This is a genomic window from Okeania sp. SIO2C2 (assembly GCF_010692625.1).
Classification (GTDB): domain Bacteria; phylum Cyanobacteriota; class Cyanobacteriia; order Cyanobacteriales; family Microcoleaceae; genus Okeania; species Okeania hirsuta.
The window spans coordinates 80,288-98,188 of record NZ_JAAHGM010000024.1 but is presented as its reverse complement, the minus strand read 5'-3'; the positions used below and the strand labels follow the sequence as shown (position 1 = coordinate 98,188).

At 33.5% G+C, this 17,901-nt stretch carries 16 protein-coding genes; 12 read left to right on the top strand and 4 right to left on the bottom strand.

Annotation, left to right across the window (positions count from 1 at the left end; genetic code table 11):
- The 3 genes from F6K18_RS19885 to F6K18_RS19875 form a co-directional block, all read right to left on the bottom strand.
- The coding region (locus tag F6K18_RS19885) for a helix-turn-helix domain-containing protein (RefSeq protein ID WP_287523231.1) at positions 1 to 115 on the bottom strand (115 nt) is incomplete at its 3' end.
- Between the two features lie 465 nt (positions 116 to 580).
- Complete coding sequence (locus tag F6K18_RS19880; protein WP_287523222.1) at positions 581 to 1,462, bottom strand: hypothetical protein; 882 nt, start codon at positions 1,460 to 1,462, stop codon at positions 581 to 583.
- Between the two features lie 494 nt (positions 1,463 to 1,956).
- Complete coding sequence (locus F6K18_RS19875) at positions 1,957 to 2,334, bottom strand: SH3 domain-containing protein (protein ID WP_287288271.1); 378 nt, start codon at positions 2,332 to 2,334, stop codon at positions 1,957 to 1,959.
- Between the two features lie 245 nt (positions 2,335 to 2,579).
- On the opposite strand from F6K18_RS19875, the gene purC reads away from it, so the two are divergent.
- Both purC and F6K18_RS19865 read left to right on the top strand, forming a co-directional pair.
- Positions 2,580 to 3,308, top strand: a complete 729-nt coding sequence (purC, locus tag F6K18_RS19870; RefSeq protein ID WP_287523220.1) for a phosphoribosylaminoimidazolesuccinocarboxamide synthase — start codon at positions 2,580 to 2,582, stop codon at positions 3,306 to 3,308.
- Between the two features lie 79 nt (positions 3,309 to 3,387).
- Positions 3,388 to 6,336, top strand: coding sequence for a BamA/TamA family outer membrane protein (locus tag F6K18_RS19865; RefSeq protein ID WP_287523217.1), 2,949 nt, complete (start codon positions 3,388 to 3,390; stop codon positions 6,334 to 6,336).
- Between the two features lie 696 nt (positions 6,337 to 7,032).
- Here F6K18_RS19865 and F6K18_RS19860 read toward each other — a convergent pair.
- Entirely contained in the window at positions 7,033 to 7,236 is a 204-nt protein-coding gene (locus F6K18_RS19860) for a hypothetical protein (protein ID WP_287523215.1), read from the bottom strand.
- A gap of 778 nt (positions 7,237 to 8,014) precedes the next feature.
- Here F6K18_RS19860 and F6K18_RS19855 point away from each other — a divergent pair.
- The 10 genes from F6K18_RS19855 (at position 8,015) to F6K18_RS19810 (ending at position 17,738) form a co-directional block, all read left to right on the top strand.
- Positions 8,015 to 8,479 carry a PqqD family protein gene (locus tag F6K18_RS19855; protein ID WP_287523212.1) on the top strand — a complete coding sequence of 155 codons (465 nt, stop codon included), beginning with the start codon at positions 8,015 to 8,017 and terminating at the stop codon, positions 8,477 to 8,479.
- A 22-nt stretch (positions 8,480 to 8,501) separates the two neighbouring features.
- Positions 8,502 to 9,611, top strand: coding sequence for a serine kinase (locus tag F6K18_RS19850; protein WP_287523210.1), 1,110 nt, complete (start codon positions 8,502 to 8,504; stop codon positions 9,609 to 9,611).
- Positions 9,601 to 10,305: a glycosyltransferase family A protein gene (locus F6K18_RS19845; protein WP_287523208.1), complete on the top strand. Its 705-nt coding sequence runs from the start codon at positions 9,601 to 9,603 to the stop codon at positions 10,303 to 10,305. Before F6K18_RS19850 ends, F6K18_RS19845 begins: the two co-directional genes overlap by 11 nt.
- Before the next feature lie 14 nt (positions 10,306 to 10,319).
- A complete protein-coding gene (locus F6K18_RS19840; protein WP_287523205.1) occupies positions 10,320 to 11,171 on the top strand; it encodes a hypothetical protein in 852 nt (283 codons plus the stop codon).
- A gap of 181 nt (positions 11,172 to 11,352) precedes the next feature.
- On the top strand, positions 11,353 to 12,039 hold the full coding sequence (locus tag F6K18_RS19835; protein ID WP_287523203.1) for a glycosyltransferase: 687 nt from the start codon (positions 11,353 to 11,355) through the stop codon (positions 12,037 to 12,039).
- Positions 12,040 to 12,186: 147 nt separating this feature from the next.
- Positions 12,187 to 12,795, top strand: a complete 609-nt coding sequence (locus tag F6K18_RS19830; RefSeq protein WP_287523201.1) for a class I SAM-dependent methyltransferase — start codon at positions 12,187 to 12,189, stop codon at positions 12,793 to 12,795.
- A gap of 35 nt (positions 12,796 to 12,830) precedes the next feature.
- Positions 12,831 to 13,535: a glycosyltransferase family A protein gene (locus F6K18_RS19825; protein ID WP_287523199.1), complete on the top strand. Its 705-nt coding sequence runs from the start codon at positions 12,831 to 12,833 to the stop codon at positions 13,533 to 13,535.
- 17 nt (positions 13,536 to 13,552) lie between these two features.
- The gene (locus tag F6K18_RS19820) at positions 13,553 to 15,970 is read left to right on the top strand and encodes a glycosyltransferase (protein WP_287523197.1); all 2,418 of its coding nucleotides are present in this window, start codon (positions 13,553 to 13,555) and stop codon (positions 15,968 to 15,970) included.
- A gap of 154 nt (positions 15,971 to 16,124) precedes the next feature.
- The gene (locus F6K18_RS19815) at positions 16,125 to 16,814 is read left to right on the top strand and encodes a hypothetical protein (RefSeq protein ID WP_287523195.1); all 690 of its coding nucleotides are present in this window, start codon (positions 16,125 to 16,127) and stop codon (positions 16,812 to 16,814) included.
- A 42-nt stretch (positions 16,815 to 16,856) separates the two neighbouring features.
- Positions 16,857 to 17,738 (top strand): SDR family oxidoreductase, encoded by an 882-nt coding sequence (locus F6K18_RS19810; RefSeq protein ID WP_287523192.1) that lies wholly within the window; start codon positions 16,857 to 16,859, stop codon positions 17,736 to 17,738.
- Positions 17,739 to 17,901: the final 163 nt, after the last annotated feature.

The following is a 17,901-nucleotide window of genomic DNA, read 5'->3' as shown; positions in this document are numbered from 1 at the left end:
AAAACCGCTCTCCTAACCTATAGTTGTACTGCCGACGCAACAATTCTAACCACATTTTTATTGTGGCTAACTGTTCTTTATTGGGCCTTAATTTATATTGGTAGGCAGTGCGCATGGTGGAAAATTTCCGGGGTGATAGCAAGATAATCATACAAGTTTTTCAACCAGGGCGAAAGCTTCTGCTGGGATGTTGGCCAATTGAATAGGTTCGATGCCCATTCAATTTGCCGCCGAGAAGCCTCACGCCATAATTTTTGATTTGGCGTGAGGCTTCTCGGCGATTCAGCTAAAATATTTAGGAGTGGCATTTTAGCTTGAAAAGGCTAAGACTTTATATTATCACGGTAGCGCTACATCAAATAGAGTTTGTTTGACACTCTCACCGTTAAATCTGGCGATTATAACGGGAGATTCTTGCGAGTGCTGGCGCAAAGCTACGCTAACACAGATTCATAGAAATGATAATTATCAAAATAATTGGGTTGCGCAACCCCGCCTTGATTGGCAAAGTGTTTTTGGAGGCTTGCTCAAATTCCCATTACAAAAATAACTTCTGACTTCTGACTTCTGACTTCGTTAATTATGCTTCTTCTGCTGCACGCTGTATCAACTTTCTAGCTACAGATTGAGTACCTGTATGTTGAAAGTAATTTGTGGTTTGATCTAGAAATGCAGCTACAACATCTAAAGCGTCATCGGAAAAGTCGATAAAGCCACCAATTTTGTCAAAAATACTTTCTGGGGTTAAACCAACTGACCCAACCAAGTTATCCATCCACCCTTGAGCTACTCCGAAGGTCTCACTAATAAAGCCAAATTTGTCATCTCCAGGAATGGTATCGCTAATTGCTCCAAAAACTGCATTATCTGCAAAAGCACTTTCACCTTCTCCATCAAGGGTATCTTGTACTTTTTGCAGGAAGTCTGGACCCAAAGGTATCAAACCATCAAGACAAACTAAGGCAGCCATTCGCATCAGAGATGGACCACTATACTCCTCAGTCAGGTTTGTGACAAATTCTCCTGGATTAAGAATTGGCAGACCATTGAGTTTACTATAAGCTATCAACTCTGCTACAATTTTTAGGCACAGGTCAACAGATTGAGTTGTGTCAGCTTTGGGAGTTAAGCCTCCTAAAAAGCTTAAAAAGGGGATTTTTTCACTGACTATTTCGGCCATAGCTGCTGCAGCAAGAGCGCCGTCTACATTATCAACTAGGTTGTAATACCATATAGCTCCCTGATATCCATTATCCGCATCATTGTATAGCTCAATGGCTTTATTGCGGATATCCATAATTCTATCTGCATCTGTCTCACCTGTAATTACTTCAATAGTTTTATCAAAACCTACTACATTTTCCCACTCGCCAGGTACTACGAAATCTAGAGCTTTGAGTGTTTTGACCGTTAGATTATTACTCGGTAGTTGGTCTAGTAAATCAATGATTGAATCGCTCATTTTGACCCCTTTTGCTTTGTTAGTTGTTTGCGTTGTCGTTCTTGATTTTTGATTCTTGATTCTATATTTGCATTGCCTTGACAGTTTCGGCGAAAAAAACTGATTTTTATGGTCTGTAACTACATCTCACTTTATATCATGTCTGCATTAATTAGTTACAAAAAACCTTCTCTATCTTCGTATTATCTGTTCCGTATTATTAGTTATTTTTGAGTACTCAACCGGAGATTGTATTACATTTTTTGATAATTTGACAATATGCAATAGCATAAGTCCTGATACATAAATTTCAAAGTCGCTATCGGAAGTAAGACCGCGGTAACTCTTAGTCATCCGCGATCATTCCTAGCAACATTTATTTCTACTTTAGCTGCATTACTTGCCTGTAGATTGTTCTTAGGAATCTACTCATGCATTTCAACCCAAGCTTTGAGTGTGCTGAAAGCTGAGTGCTGTTTGCGGAGCATTCCGGTACGGAAAATACTGATAGCTAGTTAACAATGTCTCAAATAACGACCATATACATAGCCATAATAAGGATATGAAATTCTTGCCCAACCATGACGGTAACCAATAACACGGACACGAGCGCCAGGATGTAAACCTCCTATAATTCTACCCCAAGGATATGTCCTAATTCGCAAGTTGCGATGACGAGTTGCCACTCGACGACAACTACCATAATGCTTACTACCATGACCATAACTATGAGCAAGTTGCTCTTCACCTTCAGTGGGAATTGTAGTGATAGACTGCTCTACACTTTTAGTGTTCTGAGGCGCTCCTACTGCTATAGAAGTAAGACTCATACTACCAATAGCAGCAATAGATAATAAAGTACTCATTGCTACAGATTTTGTCCAATTCATCATCTGTTTCATTCCTCGATCTGATTGCATAAATTCCGGTCTTTATATTATTTTCTCAGAAAAGAGACCCTCAGACAAGACATTGAGTATTAATTTTGTTTAATCTAATCTTGTTATTTGTCTATACTAATCTTCACAATATTTTATTTAAGATATTGACATTAAGCTTATACTGTGATAAGCACATAAAAGAGTAATTAGTAACGACCGCTCATCACTCTATTTTTACTTCCTATTCAATAAATTTTATGTCATCTAATCAAAAGCTTTACGAAGGTAAAGCGAAAATTCTATATACCACTAACGACTCAGAAATATTACTTACTTATTTTAAAGATGATGCCACAGCATTTAATGCTCAAAAAAGAGGCACAATAACAGGGAAAGGTAAAATAAATTGTACTATTTCTAGTCACATATTTAAACTACTCGAAGCTAATGGCATACCTACTCATTTTATTGACTGTCCTGCAGCAGATAAAATGAGAGTCCGAAAGGTTAAAATTTTGCTGATAGAAGTTATTGTGAGAAATATTGCTGCAGGTAGTCTTTGCAAACAAACTGGATTAGCAGAAGGAACAGTGTTGAAATTTCCTCTAGTAGAATATTGCTATAAAAATGATAGTCTCCAAGACCCACTTTTGACACGCGATCGCCTCTTAATAATGGAACTAGCTACCCCAGAACAATTAGAGCAAATACGGACTTTTGCCCTAAAAATTAATGATATTCTCAAAAATTTCTTTAACCAATGTCAAATTACTCTGGTGGACTTCAAACTCGAATTTGGCCTAGATCGGCAAAATAATCTGATTCTTGCGGATGAAATAAGTCCAGATAGCTGCCGACTTTGGGACCAATCTCAAACTGACTCAAACTTGAGAGTAATGGACAAAGACCGCTTCCGTCACGATCTTGGTAATGTAGAAACGGCATATCAACAAGTCTTAGAAAGGATTTTGGCTCAGACAGGTTGAGAACCCTGGCAATGGTGTACAATTTTACAGTTTGTATGGAAAATTTAACTGGTGTGTGGATTGTAGGGGATAGAATTATATGCGCTTGTCTCCGTTCTTAGTGGTAATTTTTGCTGCTTCAACAACTTTTGGAATCTCAAAATCTGCTAATGCTCAAATATCGAAAAGTAATACTGATATAGATAGTAATTTTATTGCTATATCTATTAATTCAAGAAAACAATTTAACAAATTTTCTTCTACTAAATCTTTTTTAGAGTTAGGATATAATTTCCCTTCACAAAAATTATTTGGTAGTATCAATAATAATTTCTCCCATATATCTTGGTCTAAAGAAGCAGTCAAACTTGATTTTTATGATTTAATTAAGGTTAGAGAAATTACAAAACCTGTAATTATTGGTAAAAGTTTAAATAGTAAATACAGTTCTGCTTTTAATAAGGAATTTGCTGAATTTTTCGCTTTTGCTTTAGAAAATCTTGAAAATCAACATATTCCTCAACTAGCTCTAATTAATAAAACAGTAGAAACTAAATTAGAACCAACCATCAATAAACAGTTTGCTGCGAAGATTCCTACTTCAGAAATTGTAGAAAATCAAAGGGAAAATCCTCAAAATATTGAGTTGGCAAAAGCTGTAGAAACTAAATTAGAACCAACCATCAATAAACAGTTTGCTGCGAAGATTCCTACTTCAGAAATTGTAGAAAATCAAAGGGAAAATCCTCAAAATATTGAGTTGGCAAAAGCTGTAGAAACTAAATTAGAACCAACCATCAATAAACAGTTTGCTGCGAAGATTCCTACTTCAGAAATTGTAGAAAATCAAAGGGAAAATCCTCAAAATATTGAGTTGGCAAAAGCTGTAGAAACTAAATTAGAACCAGTCACAAATAAACAGTTTGCTGCGAATATTCCTACTTCAGAAATTGTAGAAAATCAAAGGGAAAATCCTCAAAATATTGAGTTGGCAAAAGCTGTAGAAACTAAATTAGAACCAGTCACAAATAAACAGTTTGCTGCTGAAATTTCTCAAAAAATAAATTTATCTGATAGTGAAATTACTCAAAATCAACAGAAATTAACATTAGACCCATCAGACAAATTGGCCCAAATGCCATCCCCAGAAGAAGAAGTCCCCGAAGAACCAGATAGCAACACCCCACCCTCCGCAATAGAATCAGAAGAATTTACTCTTTCTCAATCACAACCAACAGAACCCTCTACAGGAGAAGCAGAACCCTTAGTGCTAGTCGCTGAAGTCGTAGTTAGTGGAGTAGACGGAGAACTAGAAGACCAAGTGTACCAAGTCATTACTACTCAAGCTGGACGTACCACAACTCGCTCTCAACTACAGAGAGACATTAACGCCATATTTGCCACTGGTTTCTTCCGAAACGTGAAAGCATTACCAGAAGATACTCCCCTGGGTGTACGAGTAACTTTTGAAGTTGAACCCAACCCTGTATTGACCTCTGTAACAATAGAAGGTTCTCAAGTATTGCCTGAAAGTGAAGTAGACAGAATATTCAGTGAGCAATATGGTGAAACTCTAAACCTGAAAATTTTTGAAGGGGGTGTAGAACAAGTCAACCAGTGGTATCAAGATAACGGTTACGTTCTCGGACAAGTTATCGGTGCCCCTCAAGTCAATGACGACGGTTCAGTTATTCTAGAAGTTGCAGAAGGAGAAATTAAAGATATTCAAGTACGCTTTGTGAATGCAGACGGAGAAACAACTGACGAAGAAGGTAATTTAATTGAAGGTCGTACTCGTGAATATATCATCACCAGAGAAATTCAACTTCAACCAGGAGATATCTTCCAACGAGAAACAGCAGAAAAAGATATTAGGAGAGTGTTTGGTTTAGGCATTTTTGAAGATGTTAGGTTGGGTTTAGAACCAGCAACAGACGATCCTAACAAAGCAAATGTTATTGTGAATATTGTAGAGAAAAGTACAGGTTCTCTCGCATTTGGTGGTGGAGTTAGTTCTGCGAGTGGATTATTTGGTACAGTCAGTTATCAACAACAAAATATTGGTGGTAATAATCAAAAATTAGGTGGCGAGTTTCAAGTAGGTGAGCGATTATTACTAGCGGATATTAGCTTTACCGATCCCTGGATAGGTGGAGATGACCACCGCCTTTCCTACACAGTTAATGCGTTCAGACGACGAGCAATATCGGTAATTTTTGATTCTGACGACGAAAACGATCAGCGCGATGTCGATCTGCCTAATGGTGACAACCCACGAGTCATTCGTACAGGAGGTGGAGTTAGTTTTACCCGTCCGTTTATTCCTAATCCATTTGTTGAACCGGAATGGACAGCTTCTTTGGGAATAAAATATGAACGAGTAGAAATTCAGGATAGTGATGGTGATACTGAACCTAGAGATGAATTAGGTAATAAATTGACTGTTGATGATTCTGGGGAAGACGATCTACTGACTATTCAATTTGGTATTGTCAACGATCGACGCAATAATCCCCGACAACCTACTTCTGGTAGTTTACTAAGATTTGGTACAGAACAGTCTATTCCTATAGGTTCATCAGAGATCGCGTTGAATCGTTTACGAGCTAATTATAGTTTCTATATTCCAGTAGACTTTACTAACTTCATTGATGGACCTGAAGCTTTGGCCTTTAACATACAAGGTGGTCATATAATTGGAGATTTACCTCCTTATGAAGCTTTTCCTCTAGGTGGTACTAATACAGTTCGTGGATATGATGAAGGTTCTGTAGGAGCAGGTCGTACATTCTTGTTGGGAACTGTTGAGTATCGCTTTCCTGTATTTGGATTTCTTGGAGGCGCTTTATTTATTGATGCTGCAACAGTATTTGATAGTCAAAGTTCTGTTATTGGTAACCCTGGAGGCGTGCGGGAGAAACCAGGAGATGGTATAGGTTATGGTGCTGGTATTCGGGTACAATCTCCTCTCGGTCCAATTAGAATTGATTACGCTATTAATGATGAAGGTGATACTCGTTTCCACTTCGGTATTGGTGAGCGTTTCTAATACTAAGTTCTAATTTGATAAATCTTTGCTACAAATAGTTAGGGTATTTATTAGAATTTAGAATGCAGAATTTAAAATGCAGAATGGATAGACTTATATAATGTCCGGTAGCATCGGTATTGTATAGCAAGGGTAGGGAACAGGGAACAGGGAAAACAGCCAGGAATACCTAAGAGTAAGAAAAAAACTTAAATTTCCTGTAGATATTCACCTTTGGGTTTACACAAACGATACCAGTGGACATGATATAAGGTTCTACCATCAAAAAGGAGCGAAAATTCCTATTTTGTAGAGGGTTTGGAGACCAAACCCCCCGTAGGGGGCGTGAATTATACCGATACTACCGGATTTGATATAAGCATTTCCTGCGGAATGCGGAGCTAACAGCTCTTAGCAGTCAGCTAGTCTCCGGAGGAGGAACTACGTTAACAGCAATTAGTAATTATTCATTATTTCTAAGGTTTAGTCCGGAGACTTTAACAGTAACTTTTATTCTGTCTCAATTTCTCAATTATTTTTACCTTCTTTTTGCTTCTTTACAGCGGTTTTCATTTCGGTAGACAATACACAGCAGAGACATTCCATAGAACGTCTCTACTGGGTGCGTGATTTTGACGTGAGGTCATCAATATGAAAAACGCTGTAAGTTATTCAAATAATTTTTATGACTTATTAATTCTTGACGATGCTGTATTTCTATTTCTCTTCGCTTTTTGTATCTGTACGACGGTCACCTGGTTTAAGTGGCTCTCTCTGAGCAATAAGCTCTGATTGAATATTGTGGTCTGATTGTAACTTATCTAGTTCTAGATTAGTTAAATTACTTGTTACTTCTGGGATAAAGGCGATTCCTGCTAATGCAAAGTTAACCAAAAGAATTGAAACGAGTTGTTTGTTCATAACTTTAAAGATTGATAATCGTCTATACCCGTTTATTCTCAATCTCTACATAGGAATCAGGATGATTTTAATTAAATCAATTTAATCCTCCTGAGTCATACATCCAACGCTAAAAATATATTTTCTCTAGAAAAAATTTCACATATTCGTCTGAGAAGGTGTTTGCAAAATATTTATTTTTTTTAAATCTTCTCTAATGTGAAATCCGCTTCATCAAAATTTAATATTGTGTCCCTTTATAATGCTTAACAATAAAGAAAGTAGGAAATAGGAAGTAAAGATATAAGGGGAAAAAAGTGAGTGAAGATAATTGCTTAATTAACTATAGGAAGTGAAAAATAGAGCAAATTATCTATCTAGTCATGTAATTAATTTTTTTGTTTTATAGAGACTATTTAGAATACTCCGCCCGCGTAAAAATTTTTGAATTACTACCTCGACCCTTATAAGGTAGAAATATATTCACTCCATACCCCCTAATCCCATCCTGAAAACTCCGGTATTTAATCCTACTTAATTATACGGATAGATTATCTGTAATTTTCTATGTGAAATTATGTATTTGAGAATGTGGGTTTTATTATTATTATTCAAATATATCGGTAATTAACTATTGACAATGTTGATGAAAATGCTATACTTAAAAAAAACACAAATAATTAAGTCAAAAAAAGTAAAGTTTGTACATTATATATCAAACTATAAGTGGTGTATTTATTTATCTATACAAGGTATTTTTTGACTCTATTCTACTTGATTTGGTGATTAAAAAATTAAAATGAAAAACACAGAAAGATTTCAAATAAATAGTCCCACAGTAGTTCAAGAAACAATCGAAGGCGAAGTAGTAATCGTCAACCTAGAGAAAGGAGACTATTATAGTTTACTGAATACGAGCGCAGACATTTGGTCAGCAATAGAAAAAGGCAATTCAACAACAGAAATAATCGCAGAAATAACAGAACGATATGAAGGCGATCGCGAAACAATAGAAACAGCAGTTAACTCTCTAATTGCCCAACTACAAGAAGAAGAAATTATTATTGTAGCTCCCAGAAATGAATTGACAAATGAAAATAGACAGGAAGTAAAAACCGCAACAGATAATAATCAACAAAAACTCCCTTTTGAACCTCCGGTTCTATCTAAATACACAGATATGGAAGAACTATTAGCTCTAGATCCAATCCATGAAGTTGATGAAATGGGTTGGCCGAATGCTAAAGTAGATACCCTGATTTAAGATAAAAAATAAGTGATTGACTATGCATAAAAATATGCAAAAACTGACTAAAAAAACAGATATTCCTAGTGAATTGTTACCCCAGAAAGAGCCTCTGGATTTTTTTAATGAAGTTTACGATTTATACCAAAAAGCAGAAACTAATATTGGAGGTGAAATCACTTGTTTTTATGAAATTTCTGGGTTAACAGTTCGTTTATGTTTTGCAGGAGAGGCTTTAATCTCTCGTTTAACTACTGCATTAGCACACTTAGAAATACAAGCGATCGCTAATCCTGACTTAACAATTTGTATTTGGGATAGCACCTCTACTAATACTATTATGCCACCTCCTCCCTGGCAAGGACAGCATCTACAAAAACGAGGAGAAGTTTGGGGATTAAATAGCGATCGGATTCACACATCTTTTCAATGGGGTGCTAATGCTTTAAGCTTATTAGATTATGAACGTAATTTAGGAATTTATTGGGTTAATAATTCTGAATTAGTACCCTATTGGGAAACCGGATCGCCTCTGCGAACAATTCTCCATCTTTGGTTAGGAAAAAGAGGTATTCAGATGGTTCATGCAGGTGCTGTAGGAGTTCCTAGCGGTGGTGTTTTATTAGTAGGAAAAGGTGGTTCGGGAAAGTCTACTACAGCGTTATCTTGTCTTGATTCTGAGTTATTGTATCTGAGTGATGATTATAGTTTAATAACTTCTGAACCTAAGCCTACAGCTTTTAGTATTTATGCTACAGGGAAGAAAAAGCCTGATGATGTAGATCGCTTACCTTTTTTGAAGCCAATCATTAGCAATTATGAAAAATTAGGAGAAGAAAAAGCTCTTTATTTTCTGAATGAACATTTCCCATACAAGATTATCAAACATTTTCCTCTCAAAGCAATTTTAATTCCTAGAATTACAGGAAAACAAGAGACAACTTTAACAAAAACTTCGGTGATTACTGCAATATCATCTCTTGTTCCTAGTACAGTTAAACAATTACCAGGAACAGGACAAGAAGCTTGTAAAATTATGACTAAAACTGCTGAAAAATTACCTTGTTATTATCTCAATCTGGGAACTGAAATTGAATCAATTCCTCAAGTAATCTTTGATTTAATCATCTCATTAAAAAATGTCGTTTAATAATCCTTTAATTAGTGTTATTGTCCCTGCTTATAATGCAGAAGAATATTTAGAAGAAGCACTGCAAAGCATTAGTAAGCAAAACTATGAACCTCTAGAAATTATAGTTATTGATGATGGATCAACGGACAAAACAGCAAGTATTGCTAAGGGGTTTAGCGATAAAATTAACTATATCTATCAAGAAAATACTGGACCAGCAGCAGCTAGAAATGCAGGTATTAAAATAGCACAAGGAGAGTATATTGCTTTTCTGGATAGTGATGATATATGGGGAGATAATCATCTAGAAATACTCTTAAATTATTTGACTCAAGAGCCTGATTTAGAAGCAGCTATGGGTAGGGTGCAATGTATGGTAGTGAAAGAAAATCAACAAGGAAAAAAAATATTTGAAGAATTTGGTGAAGCAACTATTAATGTCAATTTAGGAGCAGGTATATATAAGAAATCTTTATTTAGAAAACAAGGGTATTTTGACCCCAATTTACAACAAAGCGAAGATGTAGATTGGTTTATGAGAAATAAAGAAGCTGGCATCAAAATAGCGATGCTTGAAGAGACTACCTTATATTATCGTCTTCATCAAGATAATATTAGTAGAGATCGAAAGAGAGGTTATTCAACGTTTCTGAATGCTCTCAAAAAATCTTTAGATAGACGAAGAAATCAAAATACTCAACTTCCTGGTTAAATTTATTAATTAAAATGCGAGAAAAAGCAACTAAATTAATTATTAAAAAATATATTGAAGCTGGACAAATCCCTTGGTATCCCGGTTATTTAGTTTATCGTCAACAGCTAATTAGTGAAACATTATCTAATTCTGACCTGATGTCTAAATTTCAACTAAATCAGTCATTACCATCAGGATATGGTTATGGTGTAGATGAGAGATGTGTTGAATATCCTTGGTTATTTTGTCAATTAAATCATAACTCAGAGTCAATTCTTGATGCTGGTTCTGCTCTGAATCATGATTTTATTTTAGAACAACCAATATGGCAAAATAAGAAGTTACATATTTTAACTTTATCCCCGGAGTTTAATTGTCACTGGAAACGAGGTATTTCCTATTTATTTGAAGATTTACGCAGCATTCCCATTCAAGATAATTACTATGACCAAATCGCTTGTATTTCTACTTTAGAACATATTGGCTTAGATAATCGACAATTCACGGGTAAAGATACAGATAAACAAAAGAAAAGTCAAGATTTTTTATTAGCTATTCAGGAAATGCATCGTGTTATTAAAGCTTGTGGAAGTTTATTATTAACTGTTCCTTTTGGCAAATATTCTAACTTAGGAACTCAGCAGGTTTTTGATGATAATTTATTAGAACAAGCAATCTCTGCTTTCAACCCATCAGATATAACACGCACTTTTTTTTCTTATACTCAAAAAGGTTGGCAATTTTCCTCAGTTGAACAATGTAAAAAATGTGAATATGTTGATTGGATTATGTTACCAGAAGAAAAGCGTCCTAATAAATTTCCTGTTCAACTAGATAATGCTGCTGCTGCCAGAGCAGTTGCTTGTGTCAAATTAGTGAAATAACTCTAATATTGAAGAAGGAGTCAGTCCTCAGGAGTCAGTCCTCAGGAGGGAAAATTGCATGGGGATGTCTTCGACACGTCGCTCCGCGTCTACAGGTCCCCAAATAATTTTGAACACCGCGGGTGACGGTGGGGTATTAAACCCGCAAAAAAAAGATAATGATAAATTGGGATAAAATTTTATGATAAAAAATTCTCTTGTTAGTGCAATTATTGTTGTTAAAAATGGTGAGCGTTATTTACAAAATGCCATAGAAAGTATATTGAATCAAACCTATAGTAATTATGAAATTATTGTGATAGATGGAAGCTCCACGGATAACACCCCAAAAATAGCTCAATCTTATCCTCAAATTCGTTATTTCCTCCAAAATAATCATGGTATAGCTAATGCTTATAATCAAGGAATTGAGGTAGCAAAAGGAGAATTAATTGCCTTTCTTTCCCATGATGATACTTGGACTCCTGATAAACTAGAGACTCAAGTAATATACATGAGCGAGCATCCAGAAATTGAATATACAGTTGCTAAAGTTAACTTTTTTTTAGAACCAGGACATTCACCACCATCAGGATTTAGAACAGAATTATTAGAAGGGGAACATATCGGTAAAATTATGGAAACTTTAGTAGTACGAAAAACTTTATTTGAGAAAATTGGCAAGTTAAATCCTGAATTTACTGTAGCTGAGGATGTTGATTGGTTTGCTCGTGCTAATGATGCTCAAATTCCTATGGCTGTTATGCCCAAAGTATTACTAAATAAAAGAGTTCATGATACTAATTTATCTTTAAATTCTCAGCAAAATACACAGAATTTATTGAAGCTGATCAGAAATTCTATTCAAAGAAAACGTCAATTAAGCTAACCATTATTTATTAATAGAGTTAATACTTGAAAATAGGAGTTATTTGTGTCAAATAAAGATAAAATTTAAAAAAAAATATTTAATAAAATATTTAAAGCAGATGATTTTATTAAAAAAATTTGTTATGCGAATGCAGGTATGTTAAACATGGGAAATATTTGGTGTTTTGATTATGCTATTTCTCATATCCCAAGTAAAGCACCAATTATAGAAATAGGTTCATTTTGTGGTTTATCTGCTAATGTTATTACTTATCTTAAATTAAAACACAAAAAAAATAATCCTTTAATTTGTATAGATCCTTGGGATTTTAGTGAAGGAAATAAATTACAAAAATTAGGAGAACATCCTACTTTAAATAATCAAGATTATGGAGAATTTGTTAAAAGAAGCTTTCAAGAAAATGTGTTGTTATTTAGTAGTTATGATACCCCGTTTGCTATTCAAACTACATCAGATAATTTTTTCAGAAAATGGAATGGAAAAGAAAAGGTTAATGATATATTTCAAAAAACAATACAGTTAGGAGGTGATCTCAGTTTTGCTTATATAGATGGCAATCATGATTATGATTATGCTTATCGTGATTTTCAAAATGTCGATAGATGTTTAAATATAGGAGGATTTATTTTGTTTGATGATTCTGCTGATAATTCAGGGTGGGGAGTTTGTGAAGTAGTTAAAGAACTTTGTCGAAATGACAAATATAAGCTTATTAAACAAAATCCAAACTACTTTTTTCAAAAAATAAACTAACAATTAATTTAAAGCAATATAGATCGTCAAAAAATATGAAGACTCTTAATCCCCTAATTAGCATAATTATTCCTGTTTATAACGGCGATCGCTATATATCAGAAGCTATTAATAGTGTCTTACAACAAACCTATAATCCCATAGAAATCATCGTTATAGATGATGGTTCAACGGATAAAACAGCAGAAGTAGTTAAAAGTTTTGGTTCAGTTTTAAAATATTTTTATCAAGAGAATAGTGGTACAGCTACTGCTCGTAATTCTGGGATTAGTCTGGCTAAAGGTAACTTTTTTGCTTTTTTGGATGCTGACGATATTTGGGTAGAAAATAAGTTAAAAATTCAGATGGAAATATTTAATAATAATCCTGAAGTAGATCTAGTATTTGGTCAAGTTCAACAGTTTTACAGTCCAGAATTAGATGAAAATATCAAAAAACAAATTTATTGTAATCCTGAACTAATGACAGGATATATACCTTCTGGGATGATCATTAAACGAGATGCTTTTTTCCGTGTTGGTAAGTTTCAATCTCAGTGGCAACAGGGTGAATTTGCTGATTGGTATGTTCGAGCTACTGAGTTAAATTTAAAAATAATAAATCCACCTAATTTAGTAGCAAAAAGACGCTTACATAAAATGAATAAAGGTCTTCAACAACGCCAAGCTTCTCAAAGTGATTATCTACGAATTATTAAAGCATCTTTAGATCGCAAAAGACAACAAAAAAAAGAAAATTAAAATAATTCATAAATAATATGAAAGCTCAACAAGTAAATCATTTAGCTGAAATTCGTTATAGATTAGCGAAAGGATGGCAAATTAAAGGTAAAATTGAAACGGCGATAAGTGGTTACAAAGAAGTTATTAATATGAACTCAAATTATATACCAGCTTATCTCAGCTTAGGTGATTTACTATTAGCTAAAGGAGATTGGCAACAAGCACAACTTATTTACGATCGAGCAGTTAAAATTAATCCCAATTTTGATCGATTACATAAAAATTTGGTAAATGTTATTTCCAAATATCAAGGAATAGATGAGGCTTTTAATTACTATCAATTAACTAGACAAGACCATAGAAAAATCACTATTAACACTACAGATATTTTAGCTTGTGTTGTAGTTAGGAATGAATCCCTGCGCTTACCTTATTTTCTCTCCTATCATCGTCAACAAGGGATTGATAAATTTTTGATTGTTGATAATGGTTCAAATGATGAGACTTTAGCTTATTTATTACAACAACCAGATGTTTATCTTTGGCAAAGTTTTCTTTCCTTTAATCAAGCAAATTTTGGTTCAGCTTGGTTTGAAGTACTGTTAAGAAAGTATGGTTTAGATCATTGGTGCCTAATGGTTGATGCTGATGAATTGTTTTACTATCCTAACTGTGAAAGTAAGAAAATTAATCAGCTATGTGAGGAATTAGAGCAACAAGGAAAAAAAGCTTTAAATACAGTTTTGTTAGATATGTATTCAGATAAAGCCATTGCCGAAACTCATTATCAAAAAGGAGAAAATTTCTTAGAAGTTTGTCCTTACTTTGATAGACAATTCTATCACACAAAAAAAGAAAAAGCTGGACCATATCAAAATCACATTGGTTATTTTGGAGGAGTCAGACAAAGGGTATTTGGCGAAACAGGAGCTTATTATTTAACTAAAGTTCCTCTAATTAAATACAATTTGAATCTAGTTTTAACAGGAGGGCAACACTATACGAATTGTCCAGAGAATAAAATTGCAGGTGAGTGGGGTTGTTTATTACACTTTAAATATTTCTCATCTTTTTCTGCTTATGTTAAAGATCAAGTTGAGAGAAAAGAACATTATAATCAAGGAATGCAATATTTAGAGTATGCAAAAGGAATAGATAAAAATCACAATTTAACTCTATATAATCCTAAATATTCTCTTCAATTTAAAAACAGTCAACAATTATTGTATTTAGGAATTATGAAGATTCAGGAAAGTGCAGTTTTTTCTGAATTAAAAGATGATTTTATCTCACATCCAGATAGTATTCTTCTCTATACAGATTGTCCAGAAATATACGGTGCTGCTCAATGGAATCATGCTTTAATTTGTGCTTTAGCAGAAGCTGGATATCATGTTAATTGCGCTCAAAGCAAAGCCTCTCATCATTTAGTTACACATAGGAAACAATTAGGAATTCAACACTTATGGTTAGAAGAAGATAATATCTATCATCCTACTCAACCTGCAAGAGCATTTGTGAACATAACCGAAGCAGGAAATATTTTTGCAAAAGTTAAACCAAAACTGATTATTTTTAGTGATGGTTGTCCTGTTTCTAACTTAGCTGCTAAACAGGTAGCAATTGAACAGAAAATTCCTTTTATAATTATCAATCACTGTGTTTCAGATGATTGGGCTAAACTATTTTCTCCTTACTTAGATCATTTACCCAATATTTATCAACAAGCGAAAACTGTAATTGCTGTTTCTCAAGCAAATTTAAACTTACTACATAAATTATTTAATTTACCAAAAAATAAGGGTCAAGTTATTTATAATGGCAGACCAAAAGAATACTTTACTCAGACAAATTTAGCAACCAGAAATCATTTTCGTCAAAGTTTAAATATTCCTCAAAATGCCATAGTATGTTTCACTGCTGCCCGTTTAGAAGTAATAAAAGGGTATCAATATCAACTGAGTGCTATGGAAATTTTGAAACAAAAAGAAATTTGGTCAAAACTTTACTTTGTTTGGGCAGGAAGTGGCAGTTTAGAGAAGAAAATTATGCCAAAGATTAAAGAATTAGGAATAGAAAATAAAGTTAGATTAATAGGCGATCGCTCTGATATTCCTGATTTATTAGATATGGCTGACATTTTTATTTTACCTTCCCAATTTGAAGGAATGCCATTATCTATTATGGAGGCAATGGCAAAGGGAAAACCTGTAATAGCAACTGCGGTTAGTGGTATTCCTGAAGAATTAGGAGATACAGGGAAATTATTATCAGATCCTAAGATTAATGCTCAAGCTACAATTAAAGAATTGGCTGAAACCATTGAAAATTGGGCTAATAATTCTGATTTAGCTACTAAAATCGGTCTAGAATGTAAGCAAAGAGCAGAACAAATGTTTCAACAAGAAACAATGATTAAATATTATTTAGATTTAATTGACAAGGCAATATAATTAGCTACTTAATCTTTTTATTCCAACAAATTGAAACAAAAAAATAATGATAAGTAAACTTCAAAATGAATTAAAAATCAGACCAAAATAATTTTTCGATTACTTAACCTCTTTTTCGTTAAAATCAAGTTCAAATAAGCATAAATTTATTATCTTGGCCCACTATCGAACAGGTAGCACCTTACTCGCTAACTTACTAAACTGTCATCCAGAGATTTTTGTTGATGGAGAAATTTTTTCTAGCTTTTCTACATCCTACTTTAAAAAAGTTCTATTTCCTGAGACTTATATTAATATTCAATCTCAAAAAACGCCTTGTCAGTTTTATGGTTTTGACCTGAAAATCGATCAACTTATTCTCAGCTTATCGAAGTTTCATCGGACACCTCTAAAATTTATAGAGAATTTATGTAGAAATGGTTGGAAAATTATTTACTTAAAACGAAATAATCTTTTGCGAAAAGCTATTTCCGATCTAAGTGCTAATGCTAGAAGACAATGGCATGATACCCCTGAAAATCCTTTGCTAAAAGCTCCAATTAGTATAGATTGCCAAAAATTAATAAAATTTATAGAATGGTGTGAGAAAATGAATAGAAAAGAAGAACAAGTTATTCAAGAACTTTCTTGTTTACGTCTAATTTATGAAACTCATCTCTTAAATTCCGAGACACATCAACAAACTATAGATAATATTTTTAGTTATTTAGGCACTTATTCAGTTCCAGTTAAAACAAAAATGAAAAAAATATCTACTCATAATTTAGCTGATGATATTATAAACTATGAAGAAGTTGTTGATTTTATTCAGGCAACAAAATACCATCATTTTTTAGAAAACTAATTCTCTATCTTTGTGCTTCAATTTATAGTGAAGTAATTAACCATGAATCTCAAAACTCGATTAAAAGCTGCCTTAAATTCTTTTCTGAATCCATCGGCAAAAACACCCAAAATTATTATCCAAGAAAAATATCCAGAGCCATCATTAGTTTTCAATAATAAACTATTAGCAGGAAAAAATGTTCTGATTACCGGAGCAGGACAAAATATTGGTAAAAGTATTGCCTTGGAAATGGCTAAACAAGGAGCTAATATTTATTTTACAGATCTAGTTGAAGAAAAATGCTTAAAACTAGAGCGAGAACTTGCTCAATATCAAATAACATCTAAATGGTTTATTTCAGATATATCTAAAACTGAAGACATTGATAATTTACATAATGATTTTATTGAAAATAAGATTAAACTTGATATATTAATTAATAATGTAGGTATCCAATTTAATAAATTTGGCATTAAAAATTTTGAACTAGAAGAAGCAAATAAAGTATTTCAGACTAATATTTTTAAGCCAATGTATTTAACTAAGCTTATTGCTGAAATGATGATTAGCAATCAAATTTTTGGCTCAATTATATTTATAACATCCATACATCAATATACTTTATTTCGTGAGCTAAGTTATAGTGCATCCAAAGCATCTTTAGGAATGATTATAAAAGAATTAGCTATAGATTTAGCTGCACATAGAATCCGCGTTAATGGAATTGCTCCAGGTGTAGTACAAGAAAATCACAAAGGAGACCCTTTGTATTATAAATATACTCCCTTACATCAAAGTAGCATTAATCCTAAATATATAGGTCGTGCTGTAGTTTATTTAGCTTCAGATTATTTCTCACATTTTACTACAGGAACAGTGATTAAAATTGATGCTGGATTATCCTTAAGAAATTATATGGTAGAGATTCATTTTCCTCAATAATATATCGCAATCCTATTTGATTTGTGTATAAAAATCTTACAGCTTTTAGGGAAGAGGGAACAGCGAACAGGCAGGAGTTTCAGTTTTTTTATTTACTTTTTGATTACCCGCAACCAATTTAGGATTGCTATATCTTTCCTGTCAATTGAGAAGAATATGATTT

What these genes read in the sequence shown, in the direction of transcription:
- F6K18_RS19880 (WP_287523222.1), bottom strand. Translation starts at nt 1,462, where the DNA reads ATGAGCGATTCAATCATTGATTTACTAGACCAACTACCGAGTAATAAT.
- F6K18_RS19875 (WP_287288271.1), bottom strand. Translation starts at nt 2,334, where the DNA reads ATGATGAATTGGACAAAATCTGTAGCAATGAGTACTTTATTATCTATT.
- purC (WP_287523220.1), top strand. Translation starts at nt 2,580, where the DNA reads ATGTCATCTAATCAAAAGCTTTACGAAGGTAAAGCGAAAATTCTATAT.
- F6K18_RS19865 (WP_287523217.1), top strand. Translation starts at nt 3,388, where the DNA reads ATGCGCTTGTCTCCGTTCTTAGTGGTAATTTTTGCTGCTTCAACAACT.
- F6K18_RS19860 (WP_287523215.1), bottom strand. Translation starts at nt 7,236, where the DNA reads ATGAACAAACAACTCGTTTCAATTCTTTTGGTTAACTTTGCATTAGCA.
- F6K18_RS19855 (WP_287523212.1), top strand. Translation starts at nt 8,015, where the DNA reads ATGAAAAACACAGAAAGATTTCAAATAAATAGTCCCACAGTAGTTCAA.
- F6K18_RS19850 (WP_287523210.1), top strand. Translation starts at nt 8,502, where the DNA reads ATGCATAAAAATATGCAAAAACTGACTAAAAAAACAGATATTCCTAGT.
- F6K18_RS19845 (WP_287523208.1), top strand. Translation starts at nt 9,601, where the DNA reads ATGTCGTTTAATAATCCTTTAATTAGTGTTATTGTCCCTGCTTATAAT.
- F6K18_RS19840 (WP_287523205.1), top strand. Translation starts at nt 10,320, where the DNA reads ATGCGAGAAAAAGCAACTAAATTAATTATTAAAAAATATATTGAAGCT.
- F6K18_RS19835 (WP_287523203.1), top strand. Translation starts at nt 11,353, where the DNA reads ATGATAAAAAATTCTCTTGTTAGTGCAATTATTGTTGTTAAAAATGGT.
- F6K18_RS19830 (WP_287523201.1), top strand. Translation starts at nt 12,187, where the DNA reads ATGGGAAATATTTGGTGTTTTGATTATGCTATTTCTCATATCCCAAGT.
- F6K18_RS19825 (WP_287523199.1), top strand. Translation starts at nt 12,831, where the DNA reads ATGAAGACTCTTAATCCCCTAATTAGCATAATTATTCCTGTTTATAAC.
- F6K18_RS19820 (WP_287523197.1), top strand. Translation starts at nt 13,553, where the DNA reads ATGAAAGCTCAACAAGTAAATCATTTAGCTGAAATTCGTTATAGATTA.
- F6K18_RS19810 (WP_287523192.1), top strand. Translation starts at nt 16,857, where the DNA reads ATGAATCTCAAAACTCGATTAAAAGCTGCCTTAAATTCTTTTCTGAAT.